Below are 21,639 nucleotides of genomic sequence, written 5' to 3' on the forward strand. Positions count from 1 at the left end.
TGATGTCTTATAAATTAGTACCTTAAATTTTTAAATATAAAATATGTTTTCACCTGTAGGAAATTCAAAGTCATTATCGCAACAAATTGAAGAGAAAATAACAGAAGCGATACGTAACGGACAATATCTTCCAGGTCAAAAAATACCAACAGAAAAAGAACTTTGTGAAATATTTAAAGTTAGTAGAACCGCGGTAAGAGAAGCTATAAAAACTTTGGCTGCTCGCGGCATTATTGTTGTAAAAAAAGGGAGTGGCGCCTATGTGTCTGAAGTAAGTATACAAAATGCATCCGAAAGTTTAAATATGTTTTTTGAACTTTCCTCTAACAAAGATTTAATCTTACAGACTATTAAAACTAGACAATTAATAGAACCTATTATTGCATCAGAAGCTGCAAAACATAGAACTAAAAAACATATTACTTTACTTCAAAAAAATCTTGAAGACATAAAAAAATGTGATTTATTAGATTCTAAAACTGAGGCCGAATTAGATAATGCATTCCACAAAATTCTTGTTTCCATACCGCAAAATAATATTTTAGAACTTTTATTAAGTCCTATCTTTAATCTTATGCCAAAATTTAAAGAAAGTGTTTTTGCAAAACCTACTGATGGGGATTTACTTAAAGAAAAAGAAATGATGATAATTCATCATAGTAATATATTAAATGCCATCATAGATCAGAATGGAAATTTAGCATCACAATCTATGAAAAACCATTTAGCAACAACACATGCTAATTATATTAAATCACAAGCATTAAAAAAATGAAAGACCTAAAGATTGAAAAAATAGAACTCTTTAAAGTCCCTCCTAGATGGTTATTCTTAAAAATAACTACCAAATGTGGTATTATAGGTTGGGGAGAACCCGTTGTAGAGGGCAAAGCAGATACTGTAGCTGCTTGTATTAAAGAACTAGAACAATATATAATCGGTAAAGATGCTAGTGCTATAGAAGATATATGGCAAATACTCTATAGAGGTGGTTTTTATAGAGGCGGCCCTATTTTAATGAGTGCCATATCTGGTATAGACCAAGCATTATGGGATATTAAAGGAAAACACTTAAATGTTCCTGTACACCAATTATTAGGAGGTGCTGTTCGTAACAAAATGAAAATGTATTGTTGGATTGGTGGAGATAACCCAGACGTTATCTTAGAACAAGCACAAGAAAAGGTAAACGCTGGTTACAAAGCTGTTAAAATGAATGCCACAGGTGGCATGGAATGGGTTTCTTCTTTAAAAGATATAAAGACTGTTTCTAATAACATTAAATTGTTAAGAGAAGAATTTGGGTATAATTTAGATATAGGTTTAGACTTTCATGGTAGGGTTCATAAGCCTATGGTTAAAAAATTAATATCAGAGTTAGAGCCTTATGAACCCATGTTTATTGAAGAACCTGTTTTAAGTGAAAACAATGACGCTTTAAAACACATATATTCTTATACTAATATTCCTATTGCAACTGGGGAACGTATGTTTTCTAGATGGGATTTTAAAGATATTTTACACCAAGGTGTTGTTGATATAATTCAACCAGATTTAAGTCATGCTGGTGGTATTTCTGAAGTAAGGCGTATTGCTGCAATGGCAGAAGCTTATGACATAACGCTTGCTCCACACTGTCCTTTAGGACCTATCTCTTTAGCCTCTGCTCTACAAGTAGATTTTGTTTCCTCTAATGCAATTATTCAAGAAAGCAGCTTAGGAATACATTACAACCAAGGCTGTGACCTTTTAGATTATATGGAAAATCCTGAGGTTTTTAACTTAGAAGATGGTTACATTAAACTTTTAGAAAAACCTGGTTTAGGGGTAGATATTAATGAAGAAAAACTTCGTGAAGGGAATAAAATAGGTCATAATTGGTCTAACCCTATTTGGCGTACTAAAGATGGTAATTTCTCGGAATGGTAATTATTATTAAAAATTAAAAGAATTTTATTAAACACTTAAAATGTCAAAAAAAATTAAAACTTATTATATAAGTTGTGTAGTACTTTTTGGTTTTCTTCTAATTAGTTGTGCTCCAAAAGTTACTGCTCAAAAAGAAAACAAAAAACCAAATATTATTCTAATAATGTTAGATGATTTAGGTTCCGAAGCTATTGGAACATACGGTGGCACATCTTACAAAACACCTAATTTTGATAAACTTGCTGCAACAGGCATGCAATTTAACCAAGCATATGCACAACCGCTTTGCACACCTTCTCGTGTAAAAATAATGACTGGAAAATACAATTTTAGAAACTGGGAGGCCTTTGGAATTTTAAATAAAAAACAAAAAACTTTTGGTCATTTAATGCAAGATGCTGGCTATGCAACATGTATGGTAGGCAAATGGCAATTACAAAGCTATGACCCTGAAGATTATCCGGGATCCGAATTTAGAAGAGGTACTGGAATGAAAGTAGAAGATGCTGGTTTTGATGAATATAGTATGTTTCATGCATTACATACGGAAGATAAAGGCTCTCGTTTTGCAGACCCTACTATTTATCAAAATGGAGCTTATTTAAAAAATACAAAAGGTAAATATGGCCCAGATATATTTTCTGACTACTTAAATGAATTTGTAAACAAACAAAAAGACAAGCCATTTTTTGTGTATTACCCTATGGCGCTTACACATGACCCCTTTTCCCCTACCCCAGATAGTGATATTTGGAAAGAGGAAGAAAGAAGATTAGATGATGACCCTATATATTTTAAAGATATGGTTGTTTATTCTGATAAAATTATAGGGAAAATTATAAAGAATTTAGAAGAAAAAGGAATACGTGATGAAACACTAATTCTAATTTATTCTGATAACGGAACGCACCAAAAAATAACCTCAAAAATGGGGGATAAAACTATACAAGGCGGCAAAGGGCTAACTACAGAAAACGGAATTAAAGTTCCTTGTATTGCTAATTGGCCTGGCGTAATTAAAGAAGGTATGGTTTCTAATGAATTTATAGATGCGATAGACTTTTTGCCAACTTTATTAGATGTAAGCAAAACTCCAATTCCAAGTAATTTTAAAACAGACGGACAAAGCTTTTTACCTGTAATGAAAGGAGAACCTACTAATCGTAGAGACTGGGTTTATATTAGTTATAATCCAAAACCTGGCGTAGGAAAAGACCATTTTCATCCTGCAGAGTTTGTACTAAATGAAAATTATAAGTTATACGGCGACGGAAGGTTTTACAATATTGCAAATGATAAATTAGAAAAAGATACGCTTACCATTTCTAAGAATGATCATAAGTTAGCAAACACAAAAAAACGTTTTAATACCATAATAGATTCTCTAAAAAAATATCCTTCCTTTGGTTTTATAGAAAGATTAGACCCTTCTTTAGATACTATTATATCTAAAAATGCAAGGATAGATTTAGTTGCGGAAGGCTTTAATTGGTCAGAAGGACCAGTTTGGCAACCAAAAGGACAAAAATTATTATTCTCTGATGTTCCTGAAAACAAAATGTACCAATGGAATGATATTGATGGTCTAAGTTTATACATGTCTCCTTCAGGCTATACTGGAGATAATAAAAAAATTACTAAAGGATCCAATGGTTTAACTCTGGATCCAGAAGGTAATTTAATACTATGTCAAGTTGGGGATAGAAGAATCAGTAAATTAGTTAGTTTAAAAGATTCTTTAAATCCAGTATTTAAATCTTTAATAACCAATTACAAAGGCAATATTTTTAATTCTCCTAATGATTTAGTTTATGACTCTAAAGGCAACCTATATTTTACAGACCCAGCCTTTGGTTTAGGAAAAGAGAAAAGTGCTATTGGTTTTAACGGGGTATACTTTTTAAGTAAAAGTGGAAAACTAACTTTATTAGATAAAAAAGTACAAGCCCCTAATGGCATAGCAGTATCTCATGATAATAAAACACTTTATGTTGCAGACTCCCATAAAACCAAACCTTCTATTTGGGCTTATGATATTGTAAAAGACGGAAAAATAAAAAATAAAAGGATATTTTTTGATGCAACTATTCTAAGAGAAAAAAGTATTGAGAAACAATCTCCAGACGGTATAAAAATAGATAAGAACGGGAATTTATTTTTAGCGGGGCCAGGAGGAGTTCTTATTATCTCACCATCTGGCAAACATTTAGGAACTATACGCACTGATAAAAATACTGGGAATTGTGAATTCACAGATGATGGCAGATTCTTGTTTATTACCTGTGATGATTACCTTTTAAGAGTTAACCTTAGACCTTATGCAAAATAAAAACATTGTACTATATACTATTCTATTAAGCATTTTAATTACAAGCTGTAATTCTAAAAGTAAAAATGTAGTAGAAAAAGACACCTCCCCTAATATTATTTTAATAATTGCGGATGATATGGCTTGGGATGATAGCGGCGCTTATGGACACCCAAAAATAAAAACTCCAAACATAGACAAACTTGCAAGAGAAGGTATGCGGTTTGATCAAGCTTTTTTAACAGCAAGTTCCTGTAGCCCAAGTAGAACAAGTATTATAACAGGACTATACCCGCATAACACAAATGCGGAACAGCTACACTGGCCTTTAACACCAGATAAAGAAACATTTGTAGAAAACCTAAAAGCTTCTGGCTATTGGACTGCACAAGCAGGAAAATGGCACTTAGGAGAAGCTATCAAAGATAGGTTTAACAAAGTATATGATGTTGGTACATCTGGGTTTCAACTTGCTCCTGATGGTAAAAAAGCAATACAAAAAGGAGATGGAAGTGGTTGTGAGAATTGGGTTCCTTTAATAAAAGAAACACCAAAAAACAAGCCTTTCTTCTTATGGCTAGCAGCTGTAGACCCCCACAGACCTTATACAGACAGCATAATTAGTAATCCGCATGAATTAAGTGATGTTATTTTACCACCATACTTTCCAGATACTAAGGATGTTCGTGAAGATTTTGTTTATTACTATAATGAAATTACAAGGCTAGATAATTATGTTGGTGAAGTAGTTTCCCAATTAGAAAAGCAAAACCTTACTGAAAACACTTTAATATTATTTATAAGTGATAATGGAAGACCATTTCCTAGAGATAAAACTACGTTATATGACGGTGGTATAAAAACCCCATGGATTGTTAAATGGCCTGCAAAAATAAAACCAAACTCTGTTTGCAAAAGTCTAGTTAGCTCTATTGATATTGCACCAACATTTTTAAAACTTGCTGGCCTAAAACCAAGAGAAAATTTTGAAGGTAAAGATTTTTCTAAATTACTTACTAATCCTAAAGAGAATATTAGAGATAATATTTATGCGGAGGATCATTGGCATGATTATGAAGATTATACTAGAGCTATTAGAACCAAAGAATATAAATATATAAAGAATTTCTATCCAGATTTGCCAAATACACCTTCTGCCGATGCTTTTACAAGTGGGACATTTAAAAGTATGCTAAGTTTAAAAGAAAAAGAAGAATTAAATGAAGCTCAATTAGCTTGTTTTAAAACACCAAGAGCAGTTGAAGAGCTTTATAATACTATTAAAGACCCTAATGAGTTAAACAATTTAGCACTAAAGCCTGAGTATACTAATATCTTAAAAGACTTAAGGAGCAAAATGAAAAAGACGAGAACTAGGACTAAAGACAGTCTTCCGGAATTTAGAACACCAGATGAGTTTGACAGAGTCACTGGAAAACCAAATTCTTTTAGAAAAAGGCCTAGGCCTTCTAAAAAAGAAATGACTCAGATTATTTTAGAAATGCACAAAACCAAATAACCAAAACCAAGAAAAAAAGGAGGCTTTAAAAACCTCCTTTTTTCACCTATTATTTAAGTATATTATTCTAGTTCAAACTTAAAGACTGTAGCTATAGCATCCATTTTAGCATTAGGTACTGTTAACTCAAAATATTCATCATTTAAATCATAAGCAACTTCCTGCTCAGTACCTAAAAGAACTATTCTTTTTATTTTAGAATGAGGGCTGTATCTATGTTTTGCTAATAATCTTAGGTTAATTTTTTTACCAACTTCCGGTTTTCCTAAACATATTAAATATAAACTTTTTTCATCTTTAGATTGTGTAAATCTTATATCATTAGCAGTATATTTTACAGTTGCAGATTGTCCTCCAAAATGCCCTTCTCCAGCTTTTGCATCCCCAAAACCAAATAAATCCCAAGGTTTTGTATCGTAAATAGCTTCTCCATATTTTGAAAACCAATCTCCCATTTCATATAAAACTTCTCTTTGCTCCTTAGGAATACTTCCATCTGCTTTAGGAGATACATTTAATAAAACCACTCCGTTTTTGCTTACCACATCTATAAGATTTCTAATAACTAAACCTGCAGGTTTATAAGTTTGTCCCTGAATATAACTCCAAGATTTATTGCTTAGAGTAATATCTGTCATCCAAGGTCTTTCGGTAATATCTCTCCTACCCCCTTGTTCTATATCTTGTACACCAACCTCTTTTGGCAAATCCCATTGCTTATAACCAATTAAAACATCTTGGTTATTTTTCTCTGCAGTATTAAAATAATCTGCACACATTTGCTGCACTCTCTTCTCTGGTATAAAATTAAACCACGAATCAAACCAAATAGCATCTGGCTTATATTGCTCCACTACTTCTGTTATTTGATCAGACCAGTATTTATGAAATTCTTCGGTTGGAATATTACCATATAACTTACTTAATTCTGGATCTGTAGAGGAAGTATGATATTTAGGATTATAGGTGAAATGACTATCAAACTTTCCCCAATTTTCTGGAGTTTTTGCATTTCTCTGTAAATTACGAGCATGATGAAATGTTGTAATTAATTTCATGTCATTTTTCCTGACCGCATTTGCTAATTCCCCAGTAATATCTCTTTTGGGCCCTTTTTGAACAGAATTCCAAGGGTTAACTTTACTATCCCACATTGCAAAACCATCATGATGTTGCGCCACTGGCCCAGCAAATCTTGCTCCTGCACGTTTAAAAAGTAAAACCCACTCTTCTGCATCAAAATTTTCTGCAGTAAACTTTGGAACAAACTCATGATATCCAAATTCCTCTTGAGGTCCATAATTTTTTTTATGGTACTCATATTCCTTAGTTCCTTTTATATACATTTTACTTGGGTACCATTCACTTCCAAATGCAGGAACGGAATACACCCCCCAATGAAAATAAATTCCCAATTTTGCATCTTGGAACCATTGAGGTGCCTCTTCATGTTCTGATAAGGATTCCCAATTAGCTTCATATTTCTTTTGCTCAATTACCGGTTCTTCTGTTTTATCTTTATTAGATTCTTTACAAGAATAGACCTGCAATAAAACAATAATTGTACATGTAACTCTTTTTAACATAGTAGTCCTTTTTTAAATTTAATTAGGCCTTAAGCCTCCTTTCTTTAATTACAAAAAAATACTCTTTATCCTAATAGTCAAAGGTTGAAAAAATTAAAAAAAATATTAGTATTATTTGATTTATTTACTATCATAAATGGTCTTAAGCCCTTATATTTTCCTACGTATTTTAATTTTAATGGGAAAAAATACATAAACTTCAACAATATCACATCAATAAATAATAAACGTAAATTTTACGGTATTAAAAATAAATACGCTATATTTAATTGAAATTCAAAAAAAATCACAGCTATTTACTCAAAAATGTGATTTGTGACGCTCAAAACATACAATGCTTTGTATGGTTATTTTAAACTCAAAAAAATATTAACTCAAAACAACAATTCTTATGAAAAACTACCCAACAAAAACTTGAGGAAAAATTCTCACAAAAGCTATAATTTATTAAAAAAAGTGGTTATGGTAAAATAGTGTCAATTTAGGTTAAAATTAGCTTATATTATTTTACTGATAAATTTAGTTAGTAGATTCTAGTATGAATCTATATGACTATATAATTTTTTATACACTAAAAATAGCTTTAAAAATCCATTTCATCTAAGTATCAAGTATATTTCTTAAATGGTATAGATAGTTAAAAAATTAACAAGCTATATCTATAGGCTGGATTCCTATGTCTTTTTTTATCTCAAAAAAATTAATTAAATACTGGAATTACAACTAAAACTATATCTAATATTTTTTAAACCCTAAATGTTTATTAACCATGAAAGAAAATTATTAATTTATAAAATTACAAAAACCAAAAAAAAATTGATTAAAAAAAAGTAATTCACAAAAAAAGCCCCCTAAAACCTTGATTTTCTTATTTTTTTCAAGAATTGTCTATTTATTGTCTAGGAATAATTCTCAACACCATTTGCCTCTATCCCTACATTTACAAATAGAATTTTTAACTCTATATACTATCCGCAAAGTGTGTAAATAGAAATTAAAATTAACTAAAGAATGTTGTTGTTACCTAACAGTAATATTCTAAATACTCGAACAATTTATTAACTCAAAACAAATGATTATGAAAAAAAGATTTAATGATCTATTAAGAAACAGTTTCCTTTCTGGGCTTTTTCTTATGTTTATGGGCATACAATTTTCGTATGCACAACAAACAGTTACTGGTACAGTAACTGATGAACTTGGTCCTGTTGCAGGTGCCAATATTGTAATTAAAGGTACAACAAATGGAACCCAAACAGATTTTGATGGTAACTTTACAATCTCTGCTTCTTCCTCTGATGTATTAGTCATTTCCTATTTAGGATATGCAACGCAAAGTGTTCCTGTAGGAGACAAAAATACATTGAATGTTAAACTAGAAGAGGACGCTAGTCAATTAGAAGAGGTAATAGTAATTGGTTATGGTACTGCTAAGAAAAGTGACTTAACTGGTGCAGTATCAAGAGTAACTACAGAGTCTTTTGAAGCACAACCTATTACAAGAGTAGAAGAAGCTTTACAAGGTAGAGCATCTGGGGTAACAGTAGCAAAAGCAAATGGACAACCGGGTGGAGCTATTAAAGTTCGTGTACGTGGGGTAAACTCTATTGATGGAGATAATAGTCCTTTAGTAGTTATAGATGGTATACAGGGAGGAGATTTAACTTCCTTAAATCCAAATGATATAGCCTCCATGGACATTTTAAAAGATGCTTCAGCAACAGCTATTTATGGTGTACGTGGTTCTAATGGTGTTATCATCATTACAACAAAAAGAGGTTCAGGTAAGGGAAAAATTGCTGTAGATTTCTTTACAACGGTATCCTCAACACCAGAATTTTTACCCACACTTGCGGATAATCCTGATCAGTTTGCAATTATTGAAAATGCAAGGAGAGTATCGACCGGAGGTAGCCCAATATTTTCGGATCAGGAAATAGCAGATTTGGCCTCAAACGGAGGAACAAACTATCAGGATGAAATTTTAAGAACAGGAATAAGTAAGAATCTTCAAATTTCGGCAAGTGGCTCTGAAGGTAATATTAGTTATTTCTTATCAGGAAATTATAGAGATGAGGAAGGTATTGTTATTAATACTGGCTTTCAACAATTAGCTGCAAGATCTAATTTATCTGCTCAAGTATCGGACAAACTTAAAGTTAGTCTTAATATCGCGGCAAGTCGTGGTGAGCTTAAAAATGATGCGCAAGCATTGGGTAACGGCCAAGGAAGTTTTATGTATAAGGCGTTAACTTGGGATCCAACAACTCCGGTTTTTGATGCTGATGGTAACTATAATTTACGTTCCTTAAAGGGTATTGCATCGTTAAATGATAACCCTGTGCGTACATTAAACGAAACGGATATTACGGATATAAGAGAAAGATTGTCAACTGCGCTTAATGTAAGTTATAATATCACTGATAATTTTACATATACTTTTGTAGCAGGTACACAATTGGTTAATAATAACCGTCAGAGGTATGCTGTAGAGGTTGGAGATGATCAATTACCACATACGAGCTTCTTTAATAATAAAACAACTTCTTACCAGATAACAAATATTTTTACTTGGAATAAAAATTTCAATGACCTGCATAATCTTAAGTTAACGGGTGTTCAAGAATATTCTAATTCTAAATTTATTGGAAATAATTATGAAGCAGAAAATTTACCTGCTGGCAGTAACGGATTTTACTTTGCAGAATTAGCTACAGGTTTAAAAGATATTGGCAATACTCTTGAGCCAAGAGAATTATCATCCTACATGCTGCGTGCGGAATATATTTTAGCTGATGATTTATTCTTAACGGCAACGGGTCGTTATGATGCTTCTTCGGTTTTTAGAGAAACAAGTAGATGGGGATTCTTCCCTTCTGTAGCTTTGGCATATAGTCTAAATGATTTAATAGAAGATTCAGAAAGTATTAGCAGTTTAAAATTAAGAGCAGGATGGGGGCAAGTAGGTAATCAAAATGTTGATCCTTTTGACACCTATACAACACTTACTACTAATGCTTACTCTTTTGATGGCAATTCTCCCCAGCCAGGAGCTCGACTAGACAGAGTGGGTAATCCTGACTTAACTTGGGAAACCACCTCTCAAGTAAATGTTGGTATAGACTTAGGTTTTCAAGGCGGCCGTGGAAATATTACTCTAGAAGGGTACAAAAAAGTAACGGAAGATATTTTACTACCTGTTGCTTTACCAGAAACTTTTGGTGGTAATAATTCACAAATTACTGTAAGTAGAAATGTTGGTGAGGTAGAAAATGTTGGTTTTGACCTAACATTAGGATATGATATTATAGCAACTGATAATTTAAACTGGAACTCTAATTTTTCTTTATCTTATGTAAAGAATGAAGTAACTTCTTTATATGATGGTTTAACAGAAATACCAGGAAGGTTTACGGCACCAGGTGGTCAAGGAAATATTTTAAATGGTATTGAAGTCGGTCAGCCATTAGGTCAATTTTTTGGAGCTACATTTTTAGGCACCTGGAAATCTACCGATAATATTCCAACAAACTCTGCCGGAAATGCTGTTGCGCAACCAGGAGATGCAAAATATTTGCTGGATGAGAATAATGACATCGTTTTTAGTTCAATTGGTAATGGTACGCCAGATCTAACATGGGGTTTCAATAACTCTGTAAACTATAAAGCATGGGATATTAATATATTTTTACAAGGGGTTCATGGTTTTGATGTATATAATGTAATGCAAGGTGGTATTACCGGTGGAGCAGGTGATTCTAGAAGTTTCTTAGCATCTGATCATGTAAATGCTTGGACGCCTACCAATGAAACAGATATTCCTGCAACTGCTCAATTATATGGCTCTTCTCGTTATGTAGAAAAAGGAGATTTTATAAGGTTAAGTAATTTATCTGTTGGATATACTATGAAAGATGTAGCTGGTTTAGAAAACACAAGTGTTAAAATTTATGCTAGTGGACAAAATTTATTCTTAATTACAGATTATTCTGGTTTTGATCCAGAAGCAACATCTAGAAGGACTAATAATCAAGGAAACTCAGATGCTGCATCAGGTATAAATATTGGTGCATACCCTAACCCAAGAACGCTTTCTTTAGGAGTTAAAGTGGGATTTTAAGTTAATGTCAGAAATAAAAAATTAGATATAAAATATGAAAACAATAAAATTATATAAATCATTAAAAGCTAGACTTTTCCTGATTGCTATTATGGTAGTTGCATTTACTTTTAATAGTTGCGAACAATTTGATTTAGAAGAAGATCCAACGGAATCGTTACTTGCGGTTGTACCTTATACTAACATTGGTGAGTTAGATTTAGCAGTTACAGGTATTTATGGGCAGTTAAATAAAGCCGCTTGGATGACAACCTTTTATGTAAATGGTTGGTCTGGAGATGACATGACTACACATAGAGCAAGTAACAAAGCAGATTTTAGAGAATATGACCAAAGAAATGTGTTGCCGTCAAACGGAAGGTCTCTGGAAAACTGGAGAGGTGTTTATTCTATGGTGTTAGCCGCTAACACGGTACTGGCAAACTTAGAAGGAGTTGAGTTAACAGATGCTGCAGGGCAAGACCAATTAACAGGAGAAACCTACTTTTTAAGAGGGTTAATGTTTTACCATTTAGCACGTGTATTTGGTGAAATTCCATTGCCATTAACTTTAGAAGTAGATACTGAAATCGGAAAATCGACTCAAGAGGAAGTATACGCACAAATAGAAAGTGATATGCTATTAGCAGAATCACTACTACCTACATCTTCTAATGTTGGTGCATCAAGACCTAATAAAGGATCGGCAAGAGCCATTTTAGCCAGATTATATTTAGATTGGGCAGGATATCCGGTTAAAGATAACAGTAAATATGCGCAAGCGGCTTCTAGTGCAAAACAAGTTATAGACAATGCAGGATCTCATGGTTTTGGTTTGGTAGATGATATGGCTAGCTTATATACTGTTGCTGGAAGAGAAAACATAGAATCTTTATTTACAATTGTATATTGTGCTTCATGTGGACTACCTAATCGTAAACATGGAAAATTAGGGTTACCTGGTGGAGCTCCAACAAATGGTTGGCAAGAAACTTTTGCTGAAATTCGTTTTTATGAAGATTTCCCAGAAGGCGCAAGAAAAGATGCTACTTACCATGATGAAATGCCTCTAGATGCAGCTGGAGATATGACATCTGATGTAGCAAACGCAGATTCATTTTTACCATGGACAGAATTTAAAGATCAGCAAAACCCTATATTCAGAAAAATAGTAGGTCCTTTTGAAGAAGGAACTTGGAATGGCTTCGAAAGTGATCGTAACGATTACTATATGAGATACGCTGAATTACTGTTGATTTACGCAGAAGCTTCAGGAGAAGCTGGTACTGCAGGAACAGATGCTTGGGAGGCGTTAAATATGGTTCGTAGAAGAGCTGGTCTTGCAGATGTTAGTTCTGCAGATGGAACAATCCAAGATCTTGCTTACCAAGAACGTAAGTGGGAATTAGCAGGAGAGTATTTAAGATATAATGATTTAGTACGTAAAGAACAGGTTGAAGCTGCTTTAGGTGGCACTTCAAGAGACCCGCAAACGACTATAGGTACTATGTTTGATGGTGATGGAAATCCTACGCCTACTCCATTAACAGAACCTTCTAACCCTATTTTAGGAACATTAGATCAAAGCAATTATTTTGCTCCTATCCCACAATCTGAAATAGATAGGCTACCAAATCTAGCAAACTAAATGTTGTATTAAGTTAGTTTTATATTTTTAAAATTCACAGCGGTAAGGAAACATATAACCTTATCGCTGTGTTATTTTCATATACTTCAAAAAACAATTTTACCACTACATTCTACTACAATATTTTTCTTTGTATTTTTAGTTTATAAACTCCACCTCAATGAATTTTTATAATCTTCTTTTTAAACTTAGATTAATTTACCTATTTATCGTTCTATTAACTATTGCTAACAGTTCCTGTAAAAAAGCTAAAAAAATAGTTAAAAAAGAAACTGCCAAAAAAATTAAAGTATTTGAAGCTGTGCCAAGTAATAAATCTGGCATCGCATTTACAAATACCTTAGAAGAAACATTAGAATCTAACTATTACCAATATTTATACACCTACATTGGTGGAGGTGTAGCTGCAGGCGATATTAATGATGATGGATATGTAGATTTATATTTTACTTCCAATTCTTCAGAAGACAAATTATATCTTAATCAAGGAGGTTTATTTTTCAAAGATATTACAGAAGAAGCTGGTATTACATTTAATGACGGATTTAACACAGGAGTTACTATGGCCGATGTTAACCAAGATGGATTTTTAGATATATATGTATCCAGAGGAGGTTGGAAAGATGAGGATAATAAATTTGCCAATCTATTATATATAAACAATGGCGATTTAACTTTTACTGAAAGTGCTAAAAAGCATGGACTAGATGATACAAACAGAACCATACAAACCACCTTTTTTGATTTTGATAATGATAATGACTTAGATGCTTATATCTCTAATAGTCCTGATATATCTGGTAGAGCGCAAATAACCAATTTAGAAAAAATTCATACAGATCCAAAAACTTTAAACTTAAAAGGAAGTGATAGGCTTTATGAAAATGATGGCAGCGGTAATTTTAAAGACATTTCTAAAAAAGCTGGTTTATTAAATGATATTGGTTTTGGATTAAACCCAATTATAGGAGATTTAAATAATGATGGCTTTCAAGACATATACGTCTGTAATGATTTTAATTATCCAGACCTAGCTTACATTAATAATGGTAACGGGACTTTTACGGAATCTAGTGACAAATTAGTAAAGCACATGTCTTTTAATAGTATGGGTAGTGACCTAGCAGATATTAATAATGACGGCTTTTTAGACTTAATGACTTTAGACATGAATCCTGAAGATTATGTAAGGTCTAAAACAACTATGGGAATGACCTCTATTTCTAGTTTTGAAGATATGGTTAAAAAAGGATATCATTACCAGTATATGCACAATATGTTGCAATTAAATAACGGTAATGGAACTTTTAGTGAAATTAGTAAAATGGCAGGTATTGCTAATACAGATTGGAGTTGGTCTTTACTTTCTGCCGATTTTGATTTAGATGGTTATAATGATATTTATATTACAAATGGTGTTTATAGAGACGTTATAGATCGTGATAAAAACAATGAAATTTTAGAAATTTTAAGAGCAAATAAAAGAAAACCAACAAAAGAAGATTTTTTAAAATTTGCCAAAATGTTGCCGCAACAAAAACTATCAAATTATATATTTAAAAATAATGGAGATAGAACTTTTACAGATGCCACAGAAGATTGGTCTAATACCAAACCCACATTTTCTAATGGAGCTACCTATGCCGACTTTGATAATGATGGCGATTTAGATATTGTAGTAAACAATATTAATGAAGAAGTTACTTTTTTAAGAAATACTACTATAGAACAAAAAAGAATCTATTTCTTAAAGATTGACCTGGCTGGTCCTGAAAAAAACTTTTTTGGAGTAGATACAAAAGTAAATTTACATTTTAAAGATGGTTCTATACAAACAAGACAGGTTACAAATTCTAGAGGGTTTCTTTCTTCTACCCCTACAACACTTCATTTTGGAATAAATAAAAACATGTCTGTTCAGAAGCTTGAAGTAATTTGGCCAGATGGTAAAACTCAAATTTTAAATGATGTAAAAGCAAATCAATCCTTATTACTAAATTATGCTTTTGCTACAGAAAAAGAGGAAAAAGAGGAAACTAAAAAAACCATTTTTAATCTTGTAAAAACAAAGATTAATCATAAAGACCCATATTTTAATGATTATGATTTACAAGTTCTTTTGCCACACAAACTTTCGCAAACTGGTCCTTCTATTGCTAAAACAGATTTAAATAAAGATGGATATGACGATATTTTTATAGGTGGTGGAAAAGGGCAACCATCGCAACTTTTTTTTGGAAGACCTAATTCTAAATTTACAAAAAAAAATATTCCTGATTTTGATAAAGATAAAGGTTTCGAAGACCAAAGTGCTGTGTTTTTTGATGCAGATAATGATGGCGACCAAGATTTATACGTAGTTAGCGGTAGTTATGAGTTTTTTAGATCCCCAACCCTACTCCAAGATCGTTTATATATTAACACAGGAAACGGAAATTTTAAAAGAGAATTAAACTCTTTACCTCAAATACAAAGTTCTGGATCTATTGTAAGTGCATCAGATTATGATAAAGATGGGGATATAGATTTATTTATTGGCGGTAGAGTTGTTCCTGGAGAATATCCTTATGCTCCAAATAGTTATTTACTTGTTAATGAAAATGGAAAATTCACAAACCAAATAAAAGAGATTAGCCCAGAATTAGAAAAAATTGGCATGGTAACAAGTGCACAGTGGGTAGATATAAATAAGGATAACAAATTAGATTTAGTAGTTACTGGAGAATGGATGGGAATAGAAATATTCATTAATAAAAACAATAAACTTATAAAAAGCAAAGAGTATTCTACACTCCATAAGAGCGTAGGATGGTGGAACAAGATAGTTGTAGAAGACATTGATAATGATGGAGACAAAGACATTATTGCAGGTAACTTAGGCCTTAATTATAAATTCCATGCATCTACAGAAAAACCATTTCATATATATACAACAGATTTTGATTTTAATGGAACGGAAGACATTGTATTAGCAAAAAATTATAATGGAAGAGAAGTTCCTGTAAGAGGTAAAGGTTGTATGACACAACAATTACCTCACCTCGCTAGAAAAATACCTTCTTATACAGATTTTGCAAATAAAGACGTAAAAGATATTGTTGGTAATCGCATAGAATCTGCCTTACACTATCAAGCAACTGAATTTAAATCTGGCATATTTATCAACAATGGCAGTAATGGGTTTTCCTTTGAGCCTTTTACTAATGAAGTACAACAGTCTCCCATTAATAGTATTGCATATCAAGATTTTGATAAAGATGGTTTAAAAGACTTACTATTAGCTGGTAATAATTATATGTCTGAGGTAGAAACTACAAGATCAGATGCTGGTGTAGGTACTTATTTAAAAGGAACTACAAACGGGGATTTTAAATATATTGATAATGCAGAATCTGGCTTTTATGCTAATAAAGATGTAAGGTCTATTATTGTGCTAAATAATGAAACTTTAATGATAATTAACAATAACGATTATCATGAAATGTATCGAATAAAAAAATAAGGTATGTTCTCAAAAAAAATAGGTGCTAATATACTCCTCCTACTTGTATATATAGCTACATTTTCGCAAAGCTATTCCCAAGAAGAAGACAGTACATTAAAAGCATTTAATAGAGCCATTGAAATTAGATACCATAATCCAGATAGCACACTATATTTATTAGAAAAAGTATATAAAGAATCCTTAATTAAAGGGGATACATTAAGAGCTGTAAATGCTCTTTTAGAGATGCCAAATATTGATGGACAATTAATAGATTATTCTAAAACGTATGATGACCTATGGCAAGCTTTATTCCTTTCTGAAAATTTAAACGACCCTAAATTAACAGCTTCAATTTATTGTTATTTAGGTCGTGTGCATAGTTACTTTAAAAGAAAAGAAAAAGCTTTTCAATATTTAAACACGGCATTAAACCTAAAAAAAGATTTAGTACAAAAAAATATACTAGACAAAAGTGAACTAACTTATAACTATTACACTATTCTTGCTACGCATAGAGAAACTAACCAACATGTTCTAGGAAGAAAATACTTAGATAGCTGCCTATTATACGTAAAGCCTTCTAACTCGCCAATTGCTATTACCTATTTAAAGTTTGAAGAGGCTTTTATTTTATTAAAAGAAAACAAGTTTAATGAAGCGTTGGCTTTGTTTAATGAAATTGAGCCCTGGTTTATAAAAAAAAGACCTTCTTATTTAGTTTTAGTTTACACCTATTGGGGAGATACATTTAAAGCAATGAACCAGAATAAAAACTGCGAAAACATGTATCACAAAGCTTTAGATATTTCTAAAACTTATAATAGTCATAAAGACTTTACTGTTCTTATTCATGAAAGATTATCTGATTTTTATTTAGAACATGGAAATTATAAAAAATCTTATGTTTATTTAAAAAATGCAAAGAATTTAGACGCCCTTTTTTTTGATAGTAGAAGCGAAAAAAACAAATCCTTTTTAGGTATAAGAGATGAATATAGGATAGAAAAAGAAAGACAAGAGAAGGTAATTCAAAAACAACGCCTGGCACAACTAGAACAAGAGGACAAAATATCTTTACTACAAAGAATTATCTTATTGGGCTCCTTAATTTTTGGTGTTCTTATAGGCTTAATTTATGTGAAACAACTTAGAATTAAACATAAGGCAGAAAAATCATTAATTAGAAAAAATAAAAGATTAGAAATACAAAAAGCAAAAGAATTACTAGAGTTAAAAAATAAAGAATTAGCAGCTTCTGCTTTACAATTAGTCGAAAAAGATGAGTTTTTAAGACAATTAAAGAACAATCTAAAAGAAAACAAAAGCAGCGCTACTAATACCGAAATAAATAAGGTAATAAAATCTATATCTATTAGTAATGACCAAAGTTGGGAAGAATTTAAATTAAGGTTTACTGCTGTTAATGAAAAATTTTATAAGAAATTAACTTCTCAATTTCCAAAGTTAAGCCAAGGGGATCAAAAAATATGCGCTCTTATTAAACTTAACTTTTCTAGTAAAGACATGGCTCGTCTATTAGGCATTTCTGTAGAATCCGTACACACAACAAGGTATAGATTGCGCAAAAAAATGGGGCTACCCAGAAGTACCAATTTAGAAAACTTTATTGCATCCATTTAATATCCTTTTTAAATAAAAAATTATTTATCTATATACAGAATAAAAAAGAGCCCTTAAATGACTCAACACATTTAAGGGCTCAAACTTAACTTAAAACTACTAACTCAACTCACTCTATTTTATGGTCTAGTTGTAAGCTTTACAACCGATATATTATCCATATATAATTTTACTGGTAAAGAATTACCATTATTTATTCCACGAATCATATAGCTTACTTCACCAGATTCTGCAAACTGTACTATAGTAGAACTATACACCCATTCACCTATCACAAAATCATCTGTAAGAGCTGGGTTAGGCGCTATTCCCCAGTTCGTTCCTGGTGCCCAGTAAAATCTAAGGTCAGGAATTTCTCCTCCATTTATTTCTCCTAAATCTGTAACATAAACCCATACACCCATTTCATATCTTTCTCCAGATTCTACAGGAAAAGTAAGGTCATTACCAGCATCATCTCTATGGCCAATAATCATTCCTCCATTTGGCCTAAACTCTAAATAAGCACTACTAGTACCATCTTGGGCCTGATCTCTAGAAATTGCAAAATCGTATTCTCCCCATTGGCCTCCCCACCATAAATATGGCCAATTGCCAGCGGTTGATGTTTCAAAACTATAATCTACAGAAGTATTCTTTAAAATATTTTCTCCTTGTGCAAATACTAATTCCGCGTCTGTTAAAACATCTGCAGCAACACCATCTAAAGTCATTAATGCCCCTGGTGTATAGGAAACTTTTATAACATCGTCATTATAAATTGTTTCTCCATCTAATTCTAAAATAACTATGTTACCATCTACAGCATCTACAGAAACTTTAGAGATTGCAGGATTAAGAACAGCCCCTGCAGTAGTTTCTATTGTTACTGCAAAATCATTTTTATTTAAAGAACTTTCATCCATTTCTCGGCTGTATTCTATAGCAATATTAACATCTTTGTTTGTTACTTTATCTACCACTACTGGTTCTGTAGAAGGAATTACTTTAATAAACTTTTTAATGTTAACAGTATCTGCACCACCTGGTCTTGCTCTTGAAGCAATAAATTGTAAATCCCAAGATCCAACTTTATTATACCTTACATCTGCTGCACCACCAGGATTAGTTATTTGGTCAGGTTTACCTCCATCTAAATTCCAAACAAAATTACTTGGCTCTCCTTGAGATTCATAGGTTAGTTGTATGTACTTACTTGCCGTAAGTACATTTTCAGCATTATCAGACATATTTAACTCAGCCCCAACACTTCCATCATCATTTAAGTAATATGCTTTAAGAACAGATGAAATAGGCCCCAAAACTGTAACAACTATAGTAGTGTCTAGCACTTTTCCATCAATAGGAGTTGTACTATCTTCATTTGGGTAAACATTTCCTTTAAACACCTGATTAAGTGTTACGTTATGCTCTCCTGGAATGTTAAAAAACCCTTTAATAACATCTTTACTACTAGTATTTCCTTTTTCACCAACTATAGTTGCCCCTTCAGGAAAAGTCCATGTTCTAGATTCTATTCCTCTAGAAACATCGCCAAAATCTATGTGTCCGCCAATATTAATTGTGTTTTCAACACTCGCCTCAGAGGTAACAATAACTCTATGGTTAGCCTCTACTATTTCTATATCGTTTTCTTCATCACAAGCCATAAATGATATAGCTGCTATGAAAACTAACATTATTTTTTTTATGTTTTTCATAATATTTAATTATAAATTATCATTTGTTTGCAATTCCTGAGAAGGAACAGGGAAATAATTATGCTTAGCCGGATCATAATTTGCCGAAGACAATACAAAGTCTGGTCTAATTCTACCTGGAATATTTAATGGAGCAGCATTATATACCTCATCAGTATTTGCCAAACGCCATACTTCATCTGCATTTAATTCATTAAACACCTCTTTAACAATACCCCAACGTACTAAATCTTTCCATCTGTGCCCTTCAAAACATAACTCAACCGCTCTTTCTACACGTTGTAAATGAGTTAAAACTGTTTCTGAACTAGCTGCAACCATTGGGTGCGCTCCATGTACTTGCTGACTTACGTGTAATTGAGGGAATGTTCCGCCATTATCATCCATATATTGCTGTAATGTTATTACTCCTGCTCTACTTCTTATCATATCTATATAATCTATAGCGGTAGTAAAATCACCATCGGCTTCAATAAGTGATTCGGCATACATTAATAAAACATCAGCATATCTAATATGTCTAAAGTTTATCCCTGATCTACTTTGCGTTGGTTCTGCAGATAAATGATACCAGTTAGAATGTTTTTTAACATAGGCACTTTGTCCAAATCCAAAACCTTTTACTTCATCAGATTCAAAACCATAATACTGCCCTTCCATACCGCTAACAGCAATTGTAGAGTTCATTCTTCTAGACTCAATATTACCATCATTAATAGGGTTATTAGGATCTACTTCATCATAAACCAGCATTTCATGTAAATTGTATGAAGCTAAAACCGTATTAAAAGCACCATAATTTAATTGACCAACTGCGGTCGCCAAAGTACTAGACTCTGCACCAGATTCATTTACATTATCATCAACCGCAGCACCAGGTACTCCAGGAGCAATATCAAAAGAATAATTAACTTCAAAAATAGATTCTGAGTTAAACTCATTTTGGTGCCAAAAGTTATCTGTTATATCATTAGTTAAGCTATACACATTAGAATCTATAACTTCTTTAAATAAATCTCTTGCAGTAGGCCATTCTTCTTTATATAAATATACTTTACCAAGTAAAGATGTTGCTGCTCCCCAAGTTGCTCTTCCTTTATTAGTTTCATTCCAAGACAAAGGTAAATTAGCTCTTGCAAATTGTAAATCTGGAACTATAATAGCCTCATTTATTTCTTCTATTGTTGAAAACGTTTTTGACCTATCTTCTTTTGTTTCTGCAACCCTATCATGGATCATTCCTCCACCATAAGTATGTGCTAATTGAAAATAAAAGAAAGCTCTTAAAAAACGTGCTTGTGCTTCAATTTCTAATTTAGAATTTCCAAGAAATATATCGTTTTCTGCTTCTTGAATAAATTGAATTACTTGATTGGCTCTAAAAATACCAATGTAAAGTTCGTTCCACTTATCAGTAACGTGATATAAACTTGCATTATACGTTAAATTTCTAAAAGCATTAGGTCTATACCAAGATTCTGTTCCTGCTATATCTCCCATTACAAATTCGTGTTGTAATAGTCCGCCACTAACACTTTGAAATTGTAGTGCAGAATAAACAGTAGTTAAAGCACTATTAAACTGTTTCTCAGACTCCCAAAAAGTCTCGGTTGTTATGGCATTGGGGTTAATTTCTTCCAAAAAACTATCTTCGTTACATCCTATAAAAAATAGAGAACATACGCAGATTGCTATTGAAATTTTATTTTGTAATAATTTCAT

11 protein-coding genes are annotated in these 21,639 nt (G+C 32.2%); 8 read left to right on the forward strand and 3 right to left on the reverse strand.

Features of this window, described 5'->3' with window-relative positions:
* Positions 1 to 43 precede the first annotated feature (43 nt).
* The 4 genes from CLV91_RS02215 to CLV91_RS02230 are packed head-to-tail and all read left to right on the forward strand — an operon-like array spanning position 44 to position 5,756.
* Positions 44 to 775, forward strand: coding sequence for a FadR/GntR family transcriptional regulator (locus tag CLV91_RS02215; protein WP_121063535.1), 732 nt, complete (start codon positions 44 to 46; stop codon positions 773 to 775).
* The gene (dgoD, locus tag CLV91_RS02220) at positions 772 to 1,929 is read left to right on the forward strand and encodes a galactonate dehydratase (protein ID WP_121063537.1); all 1,158 of its coding nucleotides are present in this window, start codon (positions 772 to 774) and stop codon (positions 1,927 to 1,929) included. Before CLV91_RS02215 ends, dgoD begins: the two co-directional genes overlap by 4 nt.
* Positions 1,930 to 1,969: 40 nt before the next feature.
* Positions 1,970 to 4,258, forward strand: coding sequence for a sulfatase-like hydrolase/transferase (locus CLV91_RS02225; RefSeq protein WP_121063539.1), 2,289 nt, complete (start codon positions 1,970 to 1,972; stop codon positions 4,256 to 4,258).
* Positions 4,248 to 5,756, forward strand: a complete 1,509-nt coding sequence (locus CLV91_RS02230; protein WP_121063541.1) for a sulfatase family protein — start codon at positions 4,248 to 4,250, stop codon at positions 5,754 to 5,756. The genes CLV91_RS02225 and CLV91_RS02230 overlap by 11 nt, the downstream gene beginning before the upstream one ends.
* Before the next feature lie 62 nt (positions 5,757 to 5,818).
* On the opposite strand, the gene CLV91_RS02235 is transcribed toward CLV91_RS02230, so the two are convergent.
* Positions 5,819 to 7,342 carry an alpha-L-fucosidase gene (locus tag CLV91_RS02235; RefSeq protein WP_121063543.1) on the reverse strand — a complete coding sequence of 508 codons (1,524 nt, stop codon included), beginning with the start codon at positions 7,340 to 7,342 and terminating at the stop codon, positions 5,819 to 5,821.
* Positions 7,343 to 8,420: 1,078 nt separating this feature from the next.
* Between CLV91_RS02235 and CLV91_RS02240 the strand changes: the two genes are divergently transcribed.
* From CLV91_RS02240 to CLV91_RS02255, 4 genes are all read left to right on the forward strand, one after another.
* Entirely contained in the window at positions 8,421 to 11,462 is a 3,042-nt protein-coding gene (locus CLV91_RS02240; protein ID WP_170146687.1) for a SusC/RagA family TonB-linked outer membrane protein, read from the forward strand.
* 34 nt (positions 11,463 to 11,496) lie between these two features.
* Positions 11,497 to 13,089: a RagB/SusD family nutrient uptake outer membrane protein gene (locus tag CLV91_RS02245; RefSeq protein WP_121063547.1), complete on the forward strand. Its 1,593-nt coding sequence runs from the start codon at positions 11,497 to 11,499 to the stop codon at positions 13,087 to 13,089.
* A 160-nt stretch (positions 13,090 to 13,249) separates the two neighbouring features.
* Entirely contained in the window at positions 13,250 to 16,591 is a 3,342-nt protein-coding gene (locus CLV91_RS02250; RefSeq protein WP_121063549.1) for a VCBS repeat-containing protein, read from the forward strand.
* Between the two features lie 3 nt (positions 16,592 to 16,594).
* The gene (locus tag CLV91_RS02255) at positions 16,595 to 18,217 is read left to right on the forward strand and encodes a helix-turn-helix transcriptional regulator (RefSeq protein ID WP_121063551.1); all 1,623 of its coding nucleotides are present in this window, start codon (positions 16,595 to 16,597) and stop codon (positions 18,215 to 18,217) included.
* Positions 18,218 to 18,336: 119 nt separating this feature from the next.
* On the opposite strand, the gene CLV91_RS02260 is transcribed toward CLV91_RS02255, so the two are convergent.
* Both CLV91_RS02260 and CLV91_RS02265 read right to left on the reverse strand, forming a co-directional pair.
* Positions 18,337 to 19,917: a hypothetical protein gene (locus CLV91_RS02260; RefSeq protein WP_121063553.1), complete on the reverse strand. Its 1,581-nt coding sequence runs from the start codon at positions 19,915 to 19,917 to the stop codon at positions 18,337 to 18,339.
* A gap of 9 nt (positions 19,918 to 19,926) precedes the next feature.
* Entirely contained in the window at positions 19,927 to 21,639 is a 1,713-nt protein-coding gene (locus tag CLV91_RS02265; protein ID WP_121063555.1) for a RagB/SusD family nutrient uptake outer membrane protein, read from the reverse strand.

Source organism: Maribacter vaceletii, assembly GCF_003634105.1.
Taxonomy (GTDB): Bacteria; Bacteroidota; Bacteroidia; order Flavobacteriales; family Flavobacteriaceae; genus Maribacter_B; species Maribacter_B vaceletii.

Coding starts and splice junctions, on each gene's coding strand:
- dgoD (WP_121063537.1), top strand. CDS start 772: ATGAAAGACCTAAAGATTGAAAAAATAGAACTCTTTAAAGTCCCTCCT.
- CLV91_RS02250 (WP_121063549.1), top strand. CDS start 13,250: ATGAATTTTTATAATCTTCTTTTTAAACTTAGATTAATTTACCTATTT.
- CLV91_RS02225 (WP_121063539.1), top strand. CDS start 1,970: ATGTCAAAAAAAATTAAAACTTATTATATAAGTTGTGTAGTACTTTTT.
- CLV91_RS02215 (WP_121063535.1), top strand. CDS start 44: ATGTTTTCACCTGTAGGAAATTCAAAGTCATTATCGCAACAAATTGAA.
- CLV91_RS02260 (WP_121063553.1), bottom strand. CDS start 19,917: ATGAAAAACATAAAAAAAATAATGTTAGTTTTCATAGCAGCTATATCA.
- CLV91_RS02245 (WP_121063547.1), top strand. CDS start 11,497: ATGAAAACAATAAAATTATATAAATCATTAAAAGCTAGACTTTTCCTG.
- CLV91_RS02255 (WP_121063551.1), top strand. CDS start 16,595: ATGTTCTCAAAAAAAATAGGTGCTAATATACTCCTCCTACTTGTATAT.
- CLV91_RS02265 (WP_121063555.1), bottom strand. CDS start 21,639: ATGAAATTATTACAAAATAAAATTTCAATAGCAATCTGCGTATGTTCT.
- CLV91_RS02235 (WP_121063543.1), bottom strand. CDS start 7,342: ATGTTAAAAAGAGTTACATGTACAATTATTGTTTTATTGCAGGTCTAT.
- CLV91_RS02230 (WP_121063541.1), top strand. CDS start 4,248: ATGCAAAATAAAAACATTGTACTATATACTATTCTATTAAGCATTTTA.
- CLV91_RS02240 (WP_170146687.1), top strand. CDS start 8,421: ATGAAAAAAAGATTTAATGATCTATTAAGAAACAGTTTCCTTTCTGGG.